17 protein-coding genes, 1 tRNA gene and 2 pseudogenes are annotated in these 20425 nt (G+C 71.4%); 11 read left to right on the top strand and 9 right to left on the bottom strand.

Translation table 11 applies throughout. The features are described from left to right. Nucleotides 1-21 precede the first annotated feature (21 nt). Nucleotides 22-1265, top strand: a pseudogene (locus BM536_RS28505) (MFS transporter). Here the strand turns inward: BM536_RS28505 and BM536_RS28500 are convergent. The 3 genes and pseudogenes from BM536_RS28500 to BM536_RS28490 form a co-directional block, all read right to left on the bottom strand. Then, nucleotides 1216-2075, bottom strand: a pseudogene (locus BM536_RS28500) (triphosphoribosyl-dephospho-CoA synthase). The pseudogenes BM536_RS28505 and BM536_RS28500 overlap by 50 nt on opposite strands. Nucleotides 2076-2085: 10 nt before the next feature. Next, entirely contained in the window at nt 2086-3144 is a 1059-nt protein-coding gene (locus BM536_RS28495) for an intradiol ring-cleavage dioxygenase (protein WP_073497384.1), read from the bottom strand. Nucleotides 3145-3267: 123 nt separating this feature from the next. Continuing rightward, nucleotides 3268-3732, bottom strand: coding sequence for an ATP-binding protein (locus BM536_RS28490; RefSeq protein WP_073497386.1), 465 nt, complete (start codon nt 3730-3732; stop codon nt 3268-3270). Between the two features lie 242 nt (nt 3733-3974). Between BM536_RS28490 and BM536_RS28485 the strand changes: the two genes are divergently transcribed. The 9 genes from BM536_RS28485 (at nt 3975) to BM536_RS28445 (ending at nt 14471) form a co-directional block, all read left to right on the top strand. After that, nucleotides 3975-4850 carry a hypothetical protein gene (locus tag BM536_RS28485; protein WP_073497387.1) on the top strand — a complete coding sequence of 292 codons (876 nt, stop codon included), beginning with the start codon at nt 3975-3977 and terminating at the stop codon, nt 4848-4850. A 236-nt stretch (nt 4851-5086) separates the two neighbouring features. Next, nucleotides 5087-5845 (top strand): YcnI family copper-binding membrane protein, encoded by a 759-nt coding sequence (locus BM536_RS28480; RefSeq protein ID WP_094103699.1) that lies wholly within the window; start codon nt 5087-5089, stop codon nt 5843-5845. Nucleotides 5846-5931: 86 nt separating this feature from the next. Further along, nucleotides 5932-6588 carry an SCO family protein gene (locus BM536_RS28475; protein WP_073497389.1) on the top strand — a complete coding sequence of 219 codons (657 nt, stop codon included), beginning with the start codon at nt 5932-5934 and terminating at the stop codon, nt 6586-6588. Then, nucleotides 6585-7037 (top strand): copper chaperone PCu(A)C, encoded by a 453-nt coding sequence (locus BM536_RS28470; protein ID WP_073497391.1) that lies wholly within the window; start codon nt 6585-6587, stop codon nt 7035-7037. Before BM536_RS28475 ends, BM536_RS28470 begins: the two co-directional genes overlap by 4 nt. Before the next feature lie 13 nt (nt 7038-7050). Further along, on the top strand, nt 7051-9432 hold the full coding sequence (locus BM536_RS28465) for a copper resistance CopC/CopD family protein (protein ID WP_094103672.1): 2382 nt from the start codon (nt 7051-7053) through the stop codon (nt 9430-9432). A gap of 7 nt (nt 9433-9439) precedes the next feature. Then, nucleotides 9440-10717 carry an iron uptake transporter deferrochelatase/peroxidase subunit gene (gene efeB, locus BM536_RS28460; RefSeq protein ID WP_073499719.1) on the top strand — a complete coding sequence of 426 codons (1278 nt, stop codon included), beginning with the start codon at nt 9440-9442 and terminating at the stop codon, nt 10715-10717. A 94-nt stretch (nt 10718-10811) separates the two neighbouring features. Beyond that, nucleotides 10812-11744, top strand: coding sequence for a prephenate dehydratase (gene pheA / locus BM536_RS28455; protein ID WP_073499717.1), 933 nt, complete (start codon nt 10812-10814; stop codon nt 11742-11744). A gap of 637 nt (nt 11745-12381) precedes the next feature. Then, the gene (gene serS, locus BM536_RS28450; protein ID WP_073499715.1) at nt 12382-13659 is read left to right on the top strand and encodes a serine--tRNA ligase; all 1278 of its coding nucleotides are present in this window, start codon (nt 12382-12384) and stop codon (nt 13657-13659) included. Next, on the top strand, nt 13656-14471 hold the full coding sequence (locus tag BM536_RS28445) for an HAD family hydrolase (protein ID WP_073499713.1): 816 nt from the start codon (nt 13656-13658) through the stop codon (nt 14469-14471). The genes serS and BM536_RS28445 overlap by 4 nt, the downstream gene beginning before the upstream one ends. Before the next feature lie 520 nt (nt 14472-14991). Here BM536_RS28445 and BM536_RS28440 read toward each other — a convergent pair. The 6 genes from BM536_RS28440 to BM536_RS28415 all read right to left on the bottom strand — a co-directional run bounded on the left by BM536_RS28440 (nt 14992) and on the right by BM536_RS28415 (nt 19332). Next, nucleotides 14992-15076, bottom strand: a tRNA-Ser gene (locus BM536_RS28440). Nucleotides 15077-15400: 324 nt separating this feature from the next. After that, nucleotides 15401-15652: an SGM_3592 family protein gene (locus BM536_RS28435; RefSeq protein ID WP_073491267.1), complete on the bottom strand. Its 252-nt coding sequence runs from the start codon at nt 15650-15652 to the stop codon at nt 15401-15403. Nucleotides 15653-15830: 178 nt separating this feature from the next. After that, complete coding sequence (locus BM536_RS28430) at nt 15831-16550, bottom strand: ABC transporter permease (protein ID WP_073491259.1); 720 nt, start codon at nt 16548-16550, stop codon at nt 15831-15833. A 10-nt stretch (nt 16551-16560) separates the two neighbouring features. Further along, entirely contained in the window at nt 16561-17472 is a 912-nt protein-coding gene (locus tag BM536_RS28425; RefSeq protein ID WP_073491258.1) for an ABC transporter ATP-binding protein, read from the bottom strand. Further along, a complete protein-coding gene (locus tag BM536_RS28420; RefSeq protein ID WP_073491257.1) occupies nt 17469-18377 on the bottom strand; it encodes an ABC transporter permease subunit in 909 nt (302 codons plus the stop codon). Before BM536_RS28420 ends, BM536_RS28425 begins: the two co-directional genes overlap by 4 nt. Beyond that, nucleotides 18367-19332 (bottom strand): ABC transporter ATP-binding protein, encoded by a 966-nt coding sequence (locus BM536_RS28415; RefSeq protein WP_073491266.1) that lies wholly within the window; start codon nt 19330-19332, stop codon nt 18367-18369. The genes BM536_RS28420 and BM536_RS28415 overlap by 11 nt, the downstream gene beginning before the upstream one ends. A 238-nt stretch (nt 19333-19570) precedes the next feature. On the opposite strand from BM536_RS28415, the gene BM536_RS28410 reads away from it, so the two are divergent. Continuing rightward, nucleotides 19571-20425 carry a M24 family metallopeptidase gene (locus tag BM536_RS28410; protein ID WP_073491256.1) on the top strand — a complete coding sequence of 285 codons (855 nt, stop codon included), beginning with the start codon at nt 19571-19573 and terminating at the stop codon, nt 20423-20425.

The following is a 20425-nucleotide window of genomic DNA, read 5'->3' as shown; positions in this document are numbered from 1 at the left end:
TGCGCGTCTAGCTTCATGAGCATGACGAAGACACCGGCCCCGCGCCTGCTCACCCTGGCGCAGTTGAGCAACTCCGTCGGGGACGGCGCGTACTACACGACGTCGGCGCTCTACTTCACCCAGGTCGTCGGTCTCGCCCCCGCGCGCGTGGGGCTCGGGCTGACCATCGGCTGGGCGGTCGGCTCACTGGCCGGTCTGCCGCTGGGCCGACTGGCGACCGGCGCGGACCACGCGGTACGGCCGTGCTGCTGGCACTGGCGACCGGGCTGGCGGTGGCGTCCTTCACGCTCGTGCGCGGCTTCCTGCCGTTCGTGCTGGCCGCCTGCGCCTACGCGGCCGCGCAGTCCGGGCTGGCGGCGGCCCGCCAGGCGCTGCTGGCCGGACTGGTGCCCGCCGGGGAGCGGACCGGGCTGCTGGCCCGGCTCCAGTCGACGCTGAACGCCGGGCTGGCGGTGGGCGCCGCGCTCGGGGGGCTCGCGCTGCACGCCGGGACGCCGTCGGCGTATCTCGCGGTGTTCGTCGTCGACGCGGTCAGTTTCCTGGTGTGCGCGCTGCTGCTCGTCGGGCTGCCCCGCGTCGCGCCCGTACCGGTCCGCCCGCGTGGCGGCCTCGGGGTGCTGCGCGACCGGCCGTACACGGTCGTCGCGCTGCTGAACACCGTGCTGTTGCTGCGGTTGCCACTGCTGAGCCTGGTCCTGCCACTGTGGATCACCGAGCGGACGGGGGCGCCCGCCTGGCTCGTGTCCGCGCTGTTCGTGCTCAACACGGCCGCGGTGACCCTGTTCCAGGTGCGCGCGGCGCGGGATGTGACCGGATTGGGCAGCGCCACGCGCGCGTTGCGGCATTCGGGCTGGGTGATGGGTGCCGCCTGCGCCGTGTTCGCGCTGTCCGCCGGGGCCTCCGCGTGGGTGGCCGCGGGTGTCCTGGTGGTGGGAGCGGTGCTCCAGGTGGTGGCCGAGATGGGGCAGTCGGCGGGCTCCTGGCAGCTGTCCTTCGACCTGGCCCCGGCCGACCGGGTCGGCGAGTACCAGGGACTGTTCGGCACGGGGGTCACCGTCGCTCGTACCCTCGGCCCGCTCGTCCTGACCGCGCTCCTGGTGGAGTGGGGCACGCCGGGCTGGCTGCTGCTGGGCGGGCTGATCCTTGCGGCCTCGTACGCGATGGGCCCGGCGGCACGGTGGGCTGCCGCCGGGCGGGAGCGGGAGGTCGGGGAAGTCAGCGAGACCCGGTCGGCCCCGGTCGGCCGGGTCTCCCAGACGTCGTGACCGGCAGGGAGTCGAGGAAGAGGGCGCCCGCCAGCAGGCCCGCGCTGCCGCGGGGGCTCCACGCGCGCGCGTGGAGGTCGGCGTCGAGCGCGGACAGGGCCGTGCGGCCCGCCTCCGTCGCCGTGCCGCCCGCCTCCAGGACACCGCGTGCGCCCGCCTGGACGTGCCGCAGGCCCACCGGGCCCGCGGTGTGCAGCAGTTCGGTGTCCTGGAGCGTGGACATGACGGTGAGCAGGGCGTCGAGCCGTGCCTCGGCCTCGCTCGCGCCGGCCGAGCGGGCCCCGGCGAGCGCGGTCAGCGCCCGCCGGACGTGCGGGAACCCGGCCCGCGCCTCACCCCGGGCGCCGGCCGCGCCGTACGTGGCCGACATCGTGGAGCCGCGTGACGGGCGGCGCGGGGCGCCCCGGTCGGTGTGCGCGGCGATCCGTTTGGCGGTGCGGGTGACCTCGGCGCCCCGCGCGCACGGGTCCAGGGCCGCTGCCGACACCAGCAGGCCGAGGGTCCACAGCGCGCCCCGGTGCCCGCCGCCGGCCAGCCCCACCGAGTGCTCCGCGCACCGCCCGATCGCGCCCAGCTCCGCCCGCAGGCGTGGCGTGGCCTCGCCGGTGCGGCGGGCGGCGGCGGCCATCGCCGCGAGGCCGGGCGCGAGCGCCTTGGCCGACCAGCGCAGTCCGCGGTGGTCGCGGGCGGGTGACGCGGGGCGGCGAGGTCGCGCGGGTCGGGCAGTCCGGGCTTGGGAACCAGGGCCAGCTGTCCGGTCAGCGCGGCCACGGCCGCCTGCGCGAGCGTCTCGTCCTCGCGGCTGGTCATCGCCGTACCTCTACGAGGACGAGGAGGAAGAGGAAGAGGAAGAGGAGGAGGCGGAAGTAGACGAGGTCGAGGAGGCGGAAGTAGACGAGGTCGAGGAGGCGGACGCGGAGGCCGTGGGGGCGTCGCTCGGCGGGGTGCCGGTCGGTGTTCCGCTCGGCGGGGTGCCGGTCGGGGCGCCGCCCGGGGGTGTGCCGCCACCGCCGCCGCCCGCGCCCGTGTTCTCCGCGTCGGGGTCGACGCCGAGGGTCAGGGAGCCCTTGTAGCCCTTGGACGGGTCGGCCTTCTTGACGGGCTTGAGGGTGAGCAGGCCACCGGCCGCCCCGCCGCCTTCGTAGACCATGTCGTCGTCGAGCTTGGTGTAGGTGCCGGAGTGCTTGGCGTAGGGCTCCAGTGTGAAGACCTCCTGGGCGATGTCGTCGGCGAAGAACAGCTGGCCGGTGTAGTTGACCTTGCCACCCTCGTAGGTGCCGTCCTCCTTCGCGCCGCCGGTGTGGACCTTGAGGTGGATGTGACAGGTCCGGGGCGTGTACCAGCCGGGGAAGATCGTCTCGAACTTGACGACCCCGTTGGCGTTGGCGATCTGGTAGCCGCGCAGGTAGGTGTTGTCGTCGGCGGTCGAGCCGTCCTCGCTCTCGGCCGGGGCCGAGCCGCCGGGGTTGGCGGTGGTGTAGCCGGAGTAGTAGCCCCAGGCGTCGCAGTGCCAGATCTCCACGGCCGCGCCGGGGACGGGGGTGCAGCCGTCGGTGGCGTCCACGACGGTCAGGCGCAGGGTCAGCGGGACGCCGCTCTTGCCCTCGGTGATGTCCTTGCGCACCAAGGCACCGTCGAGGTAGTACGGCCCCTCGGTGACGCTCGACATCAGCGTCATGCAGGCGCCGGTGGTCGAGGACGCGGAGGCCGTGGCCGCCGTCCCCGTCGTGGCTGCCGTGTCCGTCGTCGTGTCGGCCGTCGTGTCGGCGAAGGCCGACTGGTAGCCGGCGACGGCGAGGCCGCCGGCCGCGACCGTGCCACCGGTCACCGCCAGGGCGCGGCGCCGCGTGATGGACGTGTTCTTGTGGTTTCCCGTCATGGACACGAAAGGTAGGAACGCCACCCGTCAGGGGCGTGGGCGGAGGCTGGGAAGAAGCTGTGAGTGCCGTCGAGGCTGAGGCCGCCCGGTCGGAGAGGCGGACGGCGACGGGCCGACGGGCCGTCAGACCGCCATCAGCGGGGCGTCCGCGCGCCACTTCAGAACCTTGTCGAAGCTCACCACGGCCCCGCCGAGGCCCGGCTTGTTGCCGATGTGGACGTGGTCGGCGAGTTCCCGGATGAGATACAGGCCGCGGCCCGCCTCGGCGTCGGCGTCGGCGTCGGCGTGCGCATGCGTGGGGGCGGGGCATTCGACCGTGAAGCCGGGGCCCGAGTCGGCGACCTCGATGCGGCACCTCTCGCCGTCCAGGTAGGCGGTGACCCGGTAGGCCTCCGAACAGCCGCCGTGCGCCGTGGTCCTCCCGCCGTGCTCGACGGCGTTGGCGCAGGCCTCGCTCAGGGCGACGGAGAGGTCGTACGAGATGTCCGGGTCGACCCCCGCCGTCTCCATGGTGCCGAGCAGCAGACGCCGGGCCAGCGGCACGCTCGCGGCCTCGCGGCGCAGATGGAGTGACCACCAGATGCTCATGCTCCAGCCTCCAGGCCGCGGCTCGACATACCGATACGTATTGCCGCCCTGAACCGTAAGTAAGCGCGATTTCCACGTGACGCCGCCCATATGGGGGATGTGGGGGGTGCGGAAAACGGTGTATGCGTGACGCAGGGGCATCAGTCATACCTGTCGTATCAGAAGGTGATCTTCCGGATCGGACGGAATCTCGCGGACCTGCCGTACGGCCGCTGGGGGGCCAGTGCGATGATGAGCCCGCCATGACTGACCCCCACCAGCGCACGGCGCGCTCCGGAGGCGCTCTCCGGCTGCTGCGGGCCGCGGTGTTCGCCGCGGTCTGTGTCGTGCTGGCCGGGGCGGGTCACACGCTGGCCGCCTGCGCCGCCGTCCCGCTGTGGACGCTGGGCGCCGGATTCCTGGGGGTCCTCACGGTCGTGGTGCCGCTCGCCGGGCGCGAGCGCTCGCTGCCGGCCATCGCGGCCCTGCTCGCCGTCGGACAGGCCGTCCTGCACACATTGTTCGGCCTCGGACAACACGCTTCGTCGACCGTCGCGTCATCGACCGTCGCGTCGACCACGACCGCCGCCTCCGACGCCGCACTGGTCGAGCGGGCGGCACGGCTCGTGTGCGGGGCCGCCGCCGCGGCACTCAGCCCGGCGCAGGCCCAGAAGATCCTCGTCGACGCCCGGCTCCATCCGGTGGCAGCGGATGCGGGCACGGGTACTGGCACGGGTGCGGGGGCCGGTACCGGTATGGGGTCGATGCATCACTCGGCCGACGCCCTGGCCGGCACCGCGGGCTCGTCGATGTCGCTGCTGCCGTCCCTGCCGATGCTGCTCGGTCACGTCCTCGCGGCCGTCGCCGCCGGATGGCTGCTGCGGCGCGGCGACTCCGCCCTGCTGCGGCTCATGGCCCTGTCCGCGCACGGCGTCGCCGAGACCGCGTGCGTACGGTCCCTGCGCGGAGCGCTCGCCCTGGTGCGCGCCCTGTTCTCCGGACTGCCCGCCCTGCCGGACGCGGGTCCGCGTGTGCCACGCACGGCGCTGCTGCCTTCGCCCAGGCCGCCCGCGGACGCGCTCCAGCACATGGTGATCAGGCGCGGCCCGCCGGCCGCCGCCCTCGTCCTCGCTGCCTGACACGACACGACCAGCACTCCACCTCATCCGGGGGGCGCGGGCCGCCGTCGTGCGGCACGCGCGCGTGCGCACGCTTTGCGCGCCCACGCCCGGCCGTGTCCACGCCCGACCTCGCGGTCGGACGCACGGCCTGACCTCACGGTCGTACCTCACCGTCGTATCCCACCGTCGGACACCGTCGGATTTCACCGTCGGATTTCACTCAGAGTGGAGTGCTCGCTGTCATGAAGCCTGTCCTGAAGGCCTCTCGTCTCGCCGCCGCCGCTGCCGTCGCCGGTTCCGCCGTTCTCGTCCTGTGCTCGCCCGCCTTCGCGCACGTCAGCGTGCAGCCGGAGGGCACGGCGGCCAAGGGCGGCTACGCCGTCGTGAACTTCCGCGTTCCCAACGAGCGCGACAACGCCTCGACCACCCAGCTGGAGGTCACCTTCCCGGCCGACGCCCCGCTCGCCTCGGTGATGCCGCAGAAGGTCGACGGCTGGAAGATCACGGTCACGAAGAGCAAGCTGGCCAAGCCGCTTGAGGTGCACGGCCGGCAGATCTCCGAGGCCGTCTCCAAGGTGACCTGGACCGCCGCCGACAAGGGCATCGAGCCGGGCTTCATCCAGCAGTTCCCGGTCTCCCTGGGCGCGCTGCCCGAGAACGCCGACCAGATGGTCTTCAAGGCGATCCAGACGTACTCCAACAAGGAGGTCGTGCGCTGGATCGAGGTGCAGAAGGAGGGTGCCGAGGAGCCGGAGAACCCGGCACCGGTGCTCGCCCTCTCCGCCGCCGAGGACGACCACTCCCACGGTTCGGCCGCCGAGGAGTCGTCCGCGGCGTCGTCCGGCAAGTCCGGCGATGCCGAGCCGGCCGCCGCCACCACCGAGGCCTCCGACTCCTCCGACGGCACCGACACCACCGCCCGGGTCCTGGGCATCGTCGGCATCGTGGTCGGTGCCGCCGGCGTGGCCTACGGCGTGCTCGCCGGCCGCCGCCGCACCACCGACGCCTCCTAGCCCTGCTCGTCCGCGGTGTCCACCGGGGGGGTGCCCAAGCCCCCCCCGGTGGACACCGGAGCCCACACAACTGGGACATTTCCTCCATGCGCATGAAGACGTTCGCCGCGGCCGCGCTGCTCGCCGCGACCACCCTCACCCTCTCCGCCTGCGGCAGCGACAGCGGCGACAGCGGCTCCAGCCCCGTCGCCGTCGTCTCCGACGGCTCCTCGCAGCAGGCCGCGACCGTGCTCGACCAGCCCTTCACCAAGCCGGACCTGGTCCTGACCGACACCCAGGGCAAGCCCTACGACCTCCGCAAGGAGACCGCGGGACACCCGACGCTGGTGTACTTCGGCTACACCCACTGTCCGGACGTCTGCCCGTTGACGATGAACAACATCGCCGTCGCGAAGAAGCAGCTGTCCAAGGCGGACCAGGACGCGCTGCGCGTCGTGTTCGTCACCAGCGACCCGGACCGCGACACCCCGGCCGCGCTCGGCGCCTGGCTCAAGGGCATCGACTCCCAGGTGGTCGGCCTGACCGGCGACTTCGCCACCATCCAGACCGCCGCACGCGGCCTCGGCATCTCCCTCGAGGCGCCGCACAAGGACAAGAACGGCAAGATCGTCTCCACCCACGGCACCCAGGTCGTCGCCTTCTCCCCGAAGACCGACGCCGGTTACCTCCTCTACGGCGAGGACGCCGAGGTCGACGACTACATCAAGGACCTGCCCAAGATCATCAAGGGGCAGAACCCGTGAGACGGTCCACCGCCGCCTGTGCCGCCGCACTGACCGGCGCCCTGGTCCTCGCGGGCTGCGGCTCCGGTGACTCGGCGGCCGAGCTGTCCGTCAGCTCCGCGTACATGCCGCAGCCGGTCTCCGACTCCATGGCCGCGGGCTTCCTGACGATCACCAACAAGGGCGGGACGAAGGACGAACTGACCTCCGTCACCAGCGAGGTCGCGGCCGACGTCACCGTCCACGAGACCGTCGGCGGAACCATGCAGGAGGTCGACTCCCTCGAGGTACCGGCGGGCGGGCGGCTCCAGCTGACCAGTGGAGGGAACCACCTGATGTTCGAGAAGCTGAAACGGAAGCCGCGACAGGGCGAGAAGGTGACCGTGGAACTGCACTTCGCCGACTCCGGGACCATCGAGGTCGAGATGCCGGTGGAATCCGCCACCTACACCCCCGACACCGGGAACTGAGGGAGGGACCACCTTGCCCACGATCATCGCCCCCAGAATCCGGACGCTGGTGCTGCTGTTCCTGGCCGTCACCGGCGCGCTCCTGGCCGGCGCCGGACAGGCCTCCGCGCACGCCGCGCTGACCGGCAGCGACCCCGCACAGGGGACGGTGGTCGACAAGGCCCCCACCCAGGTCTCACTGACGTTCTCCGAGCAGGTCTCCACGGGGGCCGACGCGGTGCGCGTGCTCGACCCCAAGGGCGAGCGCGTCGACACCGGCGAGCCGTCCGCCGTCGGCGGCACCACCTACTCCGTCCCGCTGCACTCGGGGCTGCCCGACGGCACGTACACGGTGACCTACCAGGTGGTGTCCGCCGACAGCCATCCCGTCGCCGGCGCCTACACCTTCTCCATCGGAGCCCCCTCCGCGACCAGCGTCCCGGCTGGTGCGGGGGAGGCCGGCGGCGGGGTCGTCGGCGGGCTGTACGGCTTCGGGCGCTACCTGTCGTACGCCGGGTTCATCGTCATGGTCGGCGGGGCCGCCTTCGTCCTGGGCTGCTGGCCGGCCGGCACCGGGGTGCGTGCCGTACAGCGGCTGGTCGTCTCCGGCTGGCTCGCGCTCACCTCCGCCACCCTCTTCCTGCTGCTCCTGCGCGGCTCCTACACCGGCTCGGGCAGGCTCGGCGACGTCTTCGACCTCGAACTGCTCGGTCAGGTCCTCCAGACCAAGACGGGCGCCGCGCTCGTCTCCCGGCTGCTGCTGCTCGCCGCGGCCGCGCTGTTCATCGCCGTGCTCTTCGGCGCGTACGACAAGCGGGAGGGCGAGGAGAAGCGGGACCTGACCTTCGGGCTCGCCATCGGCGGGACCGTCGTGGCTTCCGGGCTCGCGGCGAGCTGGGCGATGGCCGAGCACGCCTCCACCGGGCTCCAGCCGGGGATCGCGATGCCGGTGGACGTCGTCCACCTGCTGGCCGTCGCCGTCTGGCTCGGCGGGCTGGGCGCGCTCCTCGTGGCGCTGTACCGGGGCGACACTCCGGTGGGGGCGTCGGCAGTCCGCCGGTTCTCACGGCTGGCCTTCGGCAGTGTCGTCGCCCTCGTCGTGACCGGCGTCTACCAGTCGTGGCGCCAGCTCGGCTCCTGGTCGGCGTTCACCGAGACCCGCTACGGGCAGCTCCTGCTCATCAAGATCGGGCTGGTGGCGCTGCTGGTCGGCATCGCCTGGATCTCACGGCGGTGGACGAACCGGCTGGGGGAGACGGCGGCAAGCAAGACGGCGGGGACGGAGACTGCGGGGACGGAGACTGCGGGAACTGAGACTGCGGGAACTGAGACTGCGGGAACTGAGACTGCCGGAGCAATGGCGGGAGCGGAGACTGCGGGAGCAATAGCGGGAGTGACTGCGGGAGCGGGGACGGCAGGAGCTACTGCGGCCGCGGGAGCGGAGACCGCAGGAGCGACTGCGGCCGCGGCGAAGGCGCGTGCGTGGAAGGCGCCCGCCACGGACGAGGCGTCCCCCGCCGGGACGCGGGCGGCGAAGGCCTCCGCCACGGCCACGGGGCCGGAGGAGGGATCCGCGGACGGTTCCGGGACCGGGTCCCGGACCGGGGCCGGGACCGGGGCCGGGACCGGGGCCGGGACCGGGGCCGGGACCGGGACCGGGACCGGGGCCGGGACCGAGTCCGAGTCCGGGACCGAGTCCGGGACCGAGTCCGGGGCCGAGTCCGGATCCGCGTCCGAGTCCGGGACTGGATCCGCGTCCGGTTCCGGGTTTGGAGCCGAGTCCGGATTCGCGTCCGAGTCCGGGACTGGATCCGCGTCCGGGTCCGGGGACGCCAAGCGGGCCGCCCAGCTCGCGCGGCAGCGGGCCGCCGTGGACGCGACGCGGCAGAAGCGGGCGCGGGACGCCGACCCCCAGCGGCTCGGGCTGCGCCGCTCGGTACTCGCCGAGGCCGGCGTCGCCGTCGTCCTGCTCGCCGTCACCACGTCGCTGACCTCCACCGAGCCGGGCCGTACGGAACAGGACGCCAAGGCGGCTAAGGCGGCCTCCTCGTCCTCCGCCCCGGAGGGCACCTCGGGAGCCGTGACCCTCGACATGTCCTTCGACACCGGCGGCACGGACGGTCAGGGCGTCGTCAGCGTCGACATAGATCCCGCGCGGACCGGCGCCAACGAGATGCACGTCTATGTGACCCGGCCCAACGGGCGCGCCTTCGACATCCCCGAGGTGAAGGTCGCCTTCACCCTCGAAGCCAAGAAGATCGGGCCGCTGCCCGTCACCCCCGACCACATCACCACCGGCCACTGGTCGGCGAACGGAGTCCAGATCCCCATGGCCGGCGAATGGCAGATCGCCGTGACCGTTCGGACCTCCGACATCGACCAGGTGACCGTCTCCAAGAACGCGCAGATCGGCTGAACCACGCATGTCTGACCAGACCCTTCCGCAGGCCCCGGAGAAACCCCTGTCCCCCGAGACGCCCACGGCGGGCCTCACGCGGCGCAAGCTGCTCGGCACCGCCGGGGCCACCGGGCTCGTGGTGGGCACCGCGGGCGGGGCCGTCGGCTATGCGGCCGCGCCCGCGCAGGCCACCCCGCTGTCCTCGATCGGGTCCGGCCAGGAGATGTTCCACGTGAAACATCAGCCGGGCATCACCCAGGGACTCCAGGCCCGCGGCCATCTCGTCGCCTTCGATCTCGCGGCAGGCGCAGGTCGCAAGGAGGCCACGGCACTGCTGCGCCGCTGGTCGGAGACCGCCCGGCGGCTGATGGCGGGTGAGGCCGCGAAGGACGACGACACGGATGTGGCGCGGGACGCGGGCCCGTCCTCGCTGACGATCACCTTCGGCTTCGGCCACAGCTTCTTCGCCCGCACGGGCCTGGAGAAGCAGCGTCCGGTCGCCCTGGACCCGCTGCCCGACTTCTCCTCCGACCAGCTCGACAGGTCCCGCAGCAACGGCGACCTGTGGGTGCAGATCGGCGCGAACGACGCCCTGGTGGCCTTCCACGCCCTGCGCGCGATCCAGAAGGACGCGGGCAGCGCGGCCAAGGTCCGCTGGCAGATGAACGGCTTCAACCGCACGCCGGGCGCGACCGCCCACCCCATGACGGCCAGGAACCTGATGGGACAGCTGGACGGCACCCGCAATCCGAAGCCGAGCGAGACCGACTTCGACAAGCGGATCTTCGTGCCGGAGTCGGGGTCGAACGACCCGGCCTGGATGGCCAACGGCTCCTACGCCGTCGTACGCCGGATCCGCATGCTCCTCGACGACTGGGAGCAGTTGTCGGCCAAGGCCCAGGAGCAGGTCATCGGGCGGCGCAAGTCCGACGGGGCGCCGCTGACCGGAGGCACCGAGACGACCGAGATGGACCTGGAGAAGACCGACGCCAACGGTGATCTGGTCGTTCCGATCAACGCCCACGCCCGGATCACGCGCCCCGACCAGAACGGGGGCGCTGCAATGCTGCGCCGGCCGTTCTCGTACCACGACGGCATCGACGCCGACGGGGTGCCGGACGCGGGGCTGCTGTTCGTCTGCTGGCAGGCCGATCCGCTGCGTGGTTTCGTCACCGTGCAGCGCAAGCTGGACCGCGGGGACGCGCTGTCCCCGTTCATCCGCCACGAGTCGAGCGGCCTGTTCGCGGTGCCGGGCGGGGCCGCGGAGGGTGAGTACGTGGGGCAGCGGTTGTTGGAGGGGTGAGACACGCCGGGCGCGGGTCACGCCGGTTCACTCGCGTGAGGGGTGCGTGTGAGACGCGCGCTCCTCGTTCCGCAAGGCCCATTAGGGTGAGGTCATGCCAGCGAGCTATGCGTATCTCGGCCCCGAGGGCACCTTCACGGAGGTCGCCCTGCGGACGCTTCCGGAGGCGGCCACCCGGCAGCTGATCCCGTATGTGTCCGTGCAGTCCGCCCTCGACGCGGTCCGCACCGGTGAGACCGAGGCCGCGTTCGTGCCGATCGAGAACTCGGTCGAGGGTGGGATCACCACGACCCTCGACGAGCTGGTCGCGGGCACCCCGCTGATGATCTACCGCGAGGTGTTGCTGTCGATCACCTTCGCGCTGCTGGTGAGGCCGGGCACGAAGCTGTCCGACATCAAGACGGTCTCGGCCCATCCGGCCGCGCAGCCGCAGGTGCGCAACTGGCTGAAGGCCAACCTCCCGGACGCCGTGTGGGAGTCGGCCGCCTCGAACGCGGACGCCGCGCGCCTGGTCCAGGAGGGCCGTTACGACGCCGCCTTCGCGGGCGAGTTCGCCGCCGCCCGATACGGCCTCGAGGCGCTGGAGAGCGACATCCACGACGCGGAGAACGCGCAGACGCGCTTCGTGCTCGTGGGCCGCCCGGCCCGGCCCGCCGCGCCGACCGGCGCCGACAAGACGTCCGTCGTGCTGTGGCAGCGCGACGACCATCCGGGCGGGCTGCGCGACCTGCTGGGCGAGTTCGCCACCCGTGGCATCAACCTGATGGTGCTCCAGTCACGGCCGACCGGCGCCGGCATCGGCAACTACTGCTTCTGCATCGACGCGGCCGGTCATATCTCGGAGCGCCGGATGGCGGAGGCCCTCATGGGCCTGAAGCGGATCTGCCGTGACGTGCGTTTCCTCGGTTCGTACCCGCGTGCGGACGTGACCGCGGCGCAGGTGCGGACGCCGTTGCCGGGGACCTCGGAGGGCGAGTTCATGGCGGCGGCGGAATGGGTCACGCGCTGCCAGGACGGCCGGTTCTAGACCGGGTCGGGCCGGATTACGGGGAGGCGACACGCGGCTTACGCATGCCCTTCGCCCGCGTTACGCCGACCTGTCGCCTGCCCCAAGCGCGCCTTTCAGCCGGTCCTACCTGCATATCTTCGTTATCCACAGGAGTTATCCACAGGGCGGCATCTCGACCTGGGGACAAGTCGACACCGAAGCACCATCCGGTCGACATATCGCCCTACAGCCCTCCACTTGACCCCCGACCCGGTCGATCACTCTTCGTCCACCTGTTTCCTTCGATCAATCCTTTAGGGCTACCCATTTCCACCCGAAAGTGGGCGCAGGAGGGGTTTGACCAAGGAATTCGACCAAGGGAGGAGCCTCCCCGGAATGATCAATTCCGATGTCCACAGATCTTTCGCACAGCCTGTGGATAACTTTTCCGGAGGGTGGATCCCTGTGGACAACCCGCGCCCAAGTACCGCTCCGCACAAGGAAATCGAGTCAACACACTGCCGCACCGCCGCCCCGTCCAGGGAGTGAAACGGCCTCTATTGACGCGGAAAACCGCCTTCTGGCGCCACAGGGCAATTCCCCCATAACGGTATGTAAGGAGCGTTTCACAATAGTGAGTCGTGAGGCGTCACCCCGCACCGGTAGCCTTGACCACGTGATTGACCTTCGCCTGCTCCGTGAGGACCCCGACCGTGTGCGCGCGTCCCAGCGCGCCCGTGGAGAGGACGTCGCGCTCGTCGACTCTCTCCTGTCTGCCGACGAGCGGCGCAGGTCGTCCGGCGTCCGCTTCGACGAGCTGCGCGCCGAGCAGAAGGCGCTCGGCAAGCTCATCCCCAAGGCCTCCGCGGACGAGAAGGCCGAGCTGCTGAAGAAGGCGAGCCAGCTCGCCGCCGACGTGAAGGTGGCCGACGCCGAGCGCGACGCCGCCGACACCGAGACGCAGGAGCTGCTGCTCCAGCTCGGCAACCTCGTCCACCCCGACGTGCCCGTCGGCGGTGAGGAGGACTTCGTCACGCTGGAGACGCACGGTGACATCCGCGACTTCGGCGCCGAGGGCTTCGAGCCCAAGGACCACCTGGAACTCGGCCAGCTGCTCGGCGCCATCGACGTCGAGCGCGGCGCGAAGGTCTCCGGCTCGCGCTTCTACTTCCTCACCGGCATCGGCGCCCTGCTGGAGCTGGCCCTGGTGAACGCGGCGATCGCCCAGGCCACGGCGGCCGGCTTCACGCCGATGCTGACCCCGGCTCTGGTCCGGCCCCAGTCCATGGCGGGCACCGGCTTCCTCGGGCAGGCGGCCCAGGACGTCTACCACCTCGAGAAGGACGACCTCTACCTCGTCGGAACCTCCGAGGTCGCCCTCGCCGCGTACCACATGGACGAGATCATCGACGCCGACCGCCTGCCGCTGCGCTACGCGGGCTTCTCGCCCTGCTTCCGCCGTGAGGCCGGTTCGCACGGCAAGGACACCAAGGGCATCTTCCGCGTCCACCAGTTCGACAAGGTGGAGATGTTCACCTACGTCACTCCCGAGGACTCGCAGGCCGAGCACCAGCGCCTGCTGGAGTGGGAGAAGCAGTGGCTGACCTCGCTGGAGCTGCCGTTCCGCGTGATCGACGTAGCCACCGGCGACCTCGGCTCCTCGGCCGCCCGCAAGTTCGACTGCGAGGCCTGGATCCCGACCCAGGGCAAGTACCGCGAGCTGACGTCGACCTCGGACTGCACGGAGTACCAGTCCCGCCGACTGTCGATCCGGGTCCGCGAGGGCAAGCAGGTCCGCCCGCTGGCCACCCTCAACGGCACGCTGTGCGCCGTCCCGCGCACCATCGTGGCGATCCTGGAGAACCACCAGCAGGCCGACGGCTCCGTGCGCGTGCCCGAGGTGCTGCGGCCCTACCTCGGCGGCCGGGAAGTCCTGGAGCCGGTGGCCAAGTGAGCGAGGCCGCCGCCCCGGGGTTTCCGTACCGGCTGATCGCGACCGACCTCGACGGGACGCTGCTGCGCTCCGACGAGTCGGTCTCCCGTCGCACCCGTGAAGCCCTCGCCGCGGCCACCGCGGCGGGCGCGGCCCACATCGTGGTGACCGGCCGCGGCGTCCCGTGGACCCGGCACATCCTCGACGACCTCGGCTACGACGGTCTCGCGGTCTGCGGTCAGGGCGCCCAGGTCTACGACGTCGGCACGCACCGCCTGCTGACCTCGGTGACCCTGGACCGGCAGCTGGCCGGGGTCGCACTGGCCAAGATCGAGGCGGAGGTCGGCCCGCTGTACCTGGCGGCGAGCCGGGACGGACTGGAGGGGGAGGTGCTGGTCGGCCCGGGTTACGCGGTCACCGGCAGGCTCCCTTCGACACCGCTCACCGACGCCTCGGACCTCTGGTCGGCCCCGCTGAACAAGATCTACATCCAGCATCCCGAGCTGTCGGACGACGACCTGGCCGAGGCCGCCCGCCAGGCCGCGGGCGGCTTCGTCACCGTCGCGATGGCCGGAGCGGGGATCGTGGAACTGCTCCCCCTCGGCCTGTCCAAGGCCACCGGCCTCTCCCTCGCGGCCCGCCGCCTGGGCCTGAAGGCGGCCGACACGATCGCCTTCGGCGACATGCCCAACGACATCCCCATGTTCGCCTGGTCCGCCAGAAGCGTTGCCATGGCCAACGCCCACCCGGACCTGAAGGCAGTAGCCGACGAACAGACCACCTCCAACGAGGAGGACGGCATCGCGGTCGTCCTGGAGAGACTGCTGGGCTAGCCGGCCGGACCGTCTGCCCCGGGCTGGTCAACCGCCCGGCTGGTTCAACCGCCCGGCTGGGCACAGGACAACCGGCTTGCGGGGCAGGAAGGCTACGGGCTACGGGCTACGGGCTACGGGCTACGGGCTACGGGCTACGGGCTACGGGCTACGGCAAGGGTCTACGCGGCACGCGGCAGCGCGGCACGCGCACGCGGCACGCGGCACGCGGCACGCGGCACGCGCACGCGGCACGCGGCACGCGGCACTGCGGGCACGCGGCACGCGGCACGCGGCACGCGGCACGCGGCACGCGGCACGCGGCACGCGGCACAACGATCGCCGCAGGCGATCGGAGGCGTCCGGGATCGCCGTAGGCGATCAGGGGCGCGGGGAACTGCGCGACCAGCCACACCCCACCCGCACCCCGACCGAACACCCGGCCCGGGCTGCGGCCCCGGCCCCGGCCGCAACAACCCACCCGAGCCTCTCGACATACCCCGGACCAAGACCCCGGCCCAGTCAAAGTGACAACGTCCTGCGGAGGATGCACGAATCGAACGTGCGCGGGGTCTCCCCCGACCACGGCTTAGCAAGCCGGTGCCTTACCGCTCGGCCAATCCTCCGGGTGGGCGGCCTCACGCGAGAGCGACATCGCGTGCTCGAAGCGGCCGCCCCGGGCAGCTCCCCGTGTGCGGCGGACTCCATGGAGGGGTAACTACTCCGGAGACCGCCGCCGGCTGCCCTGTCGGGAGCTGGACGTACTGCCGTGCATGGACATCGCCCCGCTCCTCTCCCAGCGTGTGGCGCCGGCTCCCCGGCGCTGCGGACAACAACCATCCTGCCCACAGACCGAGTTGAGTGCCACCGAATAAAACAGCTGTACGAGCGACGGAACTCACGAGGTCCGCCGACCGGCCGAAGCCGCCTCGTCAGGACGTGGCACCGCCCTACCGGCGGCGCCACCTACGCCGCCGCGCCTTGCTGAAGAACCACCCCGCGGGCGGTTCGTCCGAGCGCCACGGCTGGGGCTCGGGCTCCTCCGCGCGCCAGCGCGCGGCAAGCATCCGCGCGCGGGCGGACGGCTCGGAGGTGTCGGCGGCCCGTATGAAGTCCTCGTCGAGAACGAGTTCGCTCCATCCCTCGTCCGAGCCCTGCTCCGGGGCCCGGCCGGCAGACCGGTCGGCAAACCGGTCGGGTATGCCGCCCTCCGACCGCCCGCGGTCGTCGCCGTGCTCGGGCCCGCCGAACTGCGCCACCTCGTCCGCCATCCCGACCTCCTGCCGTCCTCACGGCCGTTTCCGTCCGTCCAGTCTGCCGGGGCAGAGATGAAGCCCCCGTCAAGATCCGAGGCAAGGCCCTTGCGGGGAGCCCCGGCGCCTACTCCTCCCCCGCCAGCGTCAGCGCCCGCAGCTTCTGTCCCGCGTACCAGGTCGCGAGCACCGTCACCGCGACCAACAGGACGGTCGCCGTGGTCAGTCCGACGTCCGAGCTGATGAGGTCACCGCCGGCGACCTTGTCGGCGACGGCCAGCGACCACTGCTGGACGCTGAGGGTGCGCGCACCCGGCACCAGCGAACCGAACAGGGCCTCCCAGACGAGGGCGTAGACGAGGCCGAAGACCACCGCGTGCCGGGACACCGTGCCGAGCAGCAGGAACACCGCCGCGTAGGCGATGGAGGAGACCAGCGCGGCGATCGTGTAGGCGACGGCGATCTGCTGCCCGTTGCCGTTGAGGATGAACCCGGCGATGAGGGTGGGCAGCGCCGAGAACACCATCGTCACCGCGATGGCGACGATGAGCTTGGTGAAGATGATCGTCGGCCGCTTCAGCGGCTTGGACAGCAGATAGACCACGGAACCGTCGTCGATCTCGGGCCCGATCGCGCCCGTGCCGGCGATGACGCCGATGATCGGCACCATGGTGGCGAGCGCGAGCCCGCCGAGCAGGTCGGACGCGGTCTGATCGTCGGCGCCGGCGAGGCCGCGCACCACCACCGAGATCGCGATCAGCAACAGCGGCAGCGCGCCGAGGATGAGGGCTCGGCGTCGGCCGAGCAGGGCGCGGTACGTGAGTCGGGCGACTGTGGGGTCGTACATCTTCGGCCTCCTACGCCGCGACCAGGTACGAGAACACGGACTCGAGGGACTCGTCGGACGGCGAGACCGTGAGCAGTCTGATGCCGTGGTCCCTGGCGACCCGTGGCAGCAGTGAGGTGAAGCGGCCGAAGTCGACGGCCTGGATGCGCAGCGCTCCCTCGGCGAGGTCGACCTCGATGCCGGAGGTCGACGGGTCGGCGATCAACGCGGCCGCGAGAGCACGGTCGTCGCTGGAGCGCACGAGGTAGCGGTGCGGGCGGTCGGTCATCAGCCGGCGGATCTTGCGGAAGTCGCCGCTGGCCGCGTGGCGCCCGGCGACGACGACCTCGATGTGCCAGGCCAGTTGCTCGACCTCTTCGAGGATGTGCGAGGAGAACAGCACGGTGCGGCCCTCGTCGCCCATGCGTCGCAGCAGGTCCATGAGCTGCATGCGCTGGCGCGGGTCCATACCGTTGAAGGGCTCGTCCAGCAGCAGCAGCGACGGGTCGTGCACGAGGGCGCTGGCCATCTTCACGCGCTGGCGCATGCCCTTGGAGTACGTCTCGATCTTGCGGTCCTGCGCGTACTCCATCTCGACCGTGGCCAGGGCCTTCTGGGCGGCCTTGGCGCCGAGGCCGTGCAGTTCGGCGTTGGCGACGACGAACTCGCGGCCGGTGAGGAAGTCGTACATCGCCTCGCGCTCGGGGACGATGCCGATGTGCCGGTAGATGTCCTCGTTGCGCCACACCTGCTGGCCGTCGAGGGTGACGGTGCCGGTGGAGGGGGCGAGGAAGCCGCCCATCATGTTGATGAGGGTGGATTTTCCGGCGCCGTTGGGGCCCAGCAGGCCCGTGACGCCGGGGCCGACGGTCATGGTGATGTCGTTGACGGCGACCACGTTGCCGAACCAGCGGGAGACGTGGTCGAGGGAGAGCGTGGTCACAGGCCCACCTTCTTGTAGCGGCGCATCAGGAGGCCGTAGCACGCGGCGATCAGGCCCAGGCAGACGAGGACGTAGACGGCGCCCTCCCCGTTGGACGGGCCGATCCCGCCCGGAGCTGCGGAACTGGCACCGAGGAACGCCGACTGCACGCCGTCGATGAGGGTGACCGGCGAGAACAGCCCGATCCAGGGGATGGCTCCGGTGCTGCCCTGGGCGTCGGCGATGGCCTGGAGCGTGGAGACGGCGCCGTAGGAGATGGTCAGTACGGCGATGACCGCCGCGATGCCGAAGCCGCGGCGCGGGGTGACCGCGGCGATGACCAGGCCGAGGCCGGCGAAGAGCAGTGAGAGCAGCGCCACGGACACGAGTCCCTGGGCGAATCCCTCGGTCTGGTCGGCGAAGTCGAGCTTGGCCAGCAGGGCGCCCACGTAGAGCACCAGCAGGGGTGCGGCGGTGAGGATGAACAGGGCGGAGGCGAGCGCCGCGAACTTGGCTCGGACGTAGTCCGCGGTCTCGATCGGCCGGGAGAAGTACAGCGGCACGGTCTTGAAGCGCAGGTCGCGCGAGACGGACTGGGGTGCCTGCGAGGCGACGTAGAGGCTGATGACGGCCTGCATGACGATCGCGTAGCGGGTGTAGTCCAGCGGGAGTTCCTTGGCCTTCGTGGCGACGGCGACGGCGACCATGATGGCCGCCGGCACGCACATCACCACGAACAGGAGCATGGGCAGCACCTTGGACTTCACCGAGCGGCCGAGGCCGTAGGCGCCGCGCAGGGACTGCGAGTAGAGGGACCGGCGGGCGTAGGCGCGGCCCAGGCGCGGGCCGTCGTAACTGCGGTAGCCGATGTTGTGGATGCGGGTCTGGTCGCCCGAGGGGGTGGTCACCGGGTGCTCAACTGCCATGGCCGACGGCCTCCTTCCGCTGCTCGTCACTGTCGTGGAAGACCTCGGAGATGTGGTGCCGGCGCTGTTCCATGCGCACCAGGCCGAGGCCCAGGTCGGCGACCACGTCCCGTACGACGTCGTAGGTGTCCTCGCCCTGTGCGGTCAGCAGCAGGACGTGGCCGGCGCCGGGCAGGCCGCTTGCGGCGTCGAGAACCTCGACCCCGCGCGCGCGGAGTGCCTCGCGGGCCGCGCGGGTGCCGTCCGGGTGCTCGTCGGTGTCGGTGACCTCGATGGCGAGGGTCGTGGTGGTCTGGGTGAAGTCGGTGGTGGCGCTGGAGCGCAGGAGCTTGCCGCCGTCGACGACCACGACGTGATCGCAGGTGCGTTCGAGTTCGCCCAGCAGGTGGGAGGTGACGAGGACCGAGATCCCGAAGTCGGTGTGGATGCGACGGATCAGGCCGAGCATCTCGTCACGCCCGACGGGGTCGAGGCCGTTGGTCGGCTCGTCGAGGAGGACCAGTTGCGGGTCGTGGACCAGGGCCTGGGCGAGCTTCACGCGCTGTTTCATGCCCGTGGAGTAGCCGCCGATGGGGCGGTAGCGCTCCTCGTACAGCCCGACGTGGCGCAGGGTGTCGGCGGTGCGCTCGCGCGCGGCGGTCGGTGGCAGGCCGGACATGCGGGCCATGTGCACGACGAACTCGGTGGCCGAGACGTCGGGCGGCAGGCAGTCGTGCTCCGGCATGTAGCCGACGCGCTCCCGGATGGCGGCGCCCTTGGTGGCGACATCGAGTCCGAGCACTTCGGCGCGGCCCTCGGTGGCGGGGGACAGACCCAGCAGGATCTTGATCAGTGTGGACTTGCCGGCTCCGTTGGCGCCGACGAGTCCGGTCACACCGGGTCCGACATCCACGGAGAGCCGGTCAAGAGCGGTCACCCGGGGGAACCGCTTGCTCAGGCTTTCGGTCGCGATCACAGTCACGTCCTCGACGATAGTGACGCGGACCACGCCAGGTCGTCAGACCGCAGAGCTGTCCTCGTCTCAGACTCGAGATGTACGGGCCCGTAAGGGTTCCCCATCCTGAGAGCTAGGGAACGCGGGAATCGGGCATGCCGTCCGCCCTATTGACGCTCTCTCTAACAAGTGCCAGATTCGGCGGGGTCAAGTTACGGACACGTAGCGCAATCGGTGCGGACCGGTGGGACGAGGTGGCATGACGACGGCAGAGACACGCGAACTCTCCTCCGACCTGCGGGGATTCCAGCGGGTGCAGCGTCTGGCGTACGAGTGCGCGCAGGAGGTGGCGGCCCGGCTGGAGCCAGGGGTCACGGAGCGCGAGGCCGCGCGCATGCAGCGCGAGTGGCTGCGCGCGCGGGGCGTGCGGGACTGGTTCCATCTGCCGTTCGCCTGGTTCGGGGACCGCACGGCGTTCGTGGGCTTCCGGGTGCCGCTCCAGTTCTTCCCGACCGACCGCCGGCTGGAGCCCGGGATGCCGTTCATCCTGGACATGGCCCCGGTCTTCGAGGGCTTCACGGCGGACATCGGCTACTCGGGCGCGCTCGGTGGCCATCCGCTTCAGGAGAAGCTGATAAACGACCTGGAGGTCCACCGGGAGCTGATCCTGGGCGAGGTGCGCGAGCGGCGGCCGCTGCGCGAGATCTACCGGGACGTCGACCGCCTCATGGTCCTCCAGGGTTACGCCAACCGGCATCGCGCGTACCCCTTCGGCGTGATCGCGCACAAAGTGGACAGGGTCCGGGAACGCCGTTGGTCGCCCCGGCTGTTCGGCTTCGGCGCCCAGGCCCTGAAAGGACTGGCGTCGGACGCGCTGCACGGTCACCGTGAGGGCTGGTCGCCGCTGTGGTCGCCGTACCGTTTCTCCGACCATCCGCCGCGGCCGGGCCTGTGGGCGGTCGAACCTCATCTCGGGTTCCGGGGTACGGGCGCGAAGTTCGAGGAGATCCTGGTAGTCACCGACTCCCGGGATCCCGAGGAGAGCGCCTTCTGGCTGGACGACGATCTACCGCATGTGCGGCGCTGGGCGCAGGGGAAGGCGGAGGAGAAGTGA

Origin of the sequence: Streptomyces phaeoluteigriseus, from assembly GCF_001896135.2 — a bacterium.
Classification (GTDB): Bacteria; Actinomycetota; Actinomycetes; order Streptomycetales; family Streptomycetaceae; genus Streptomyces; species Streptomyces phaeoluteigriseus.
This window is presented reverse-complemented; position numbering and strand designations above follow the sequence as displayed.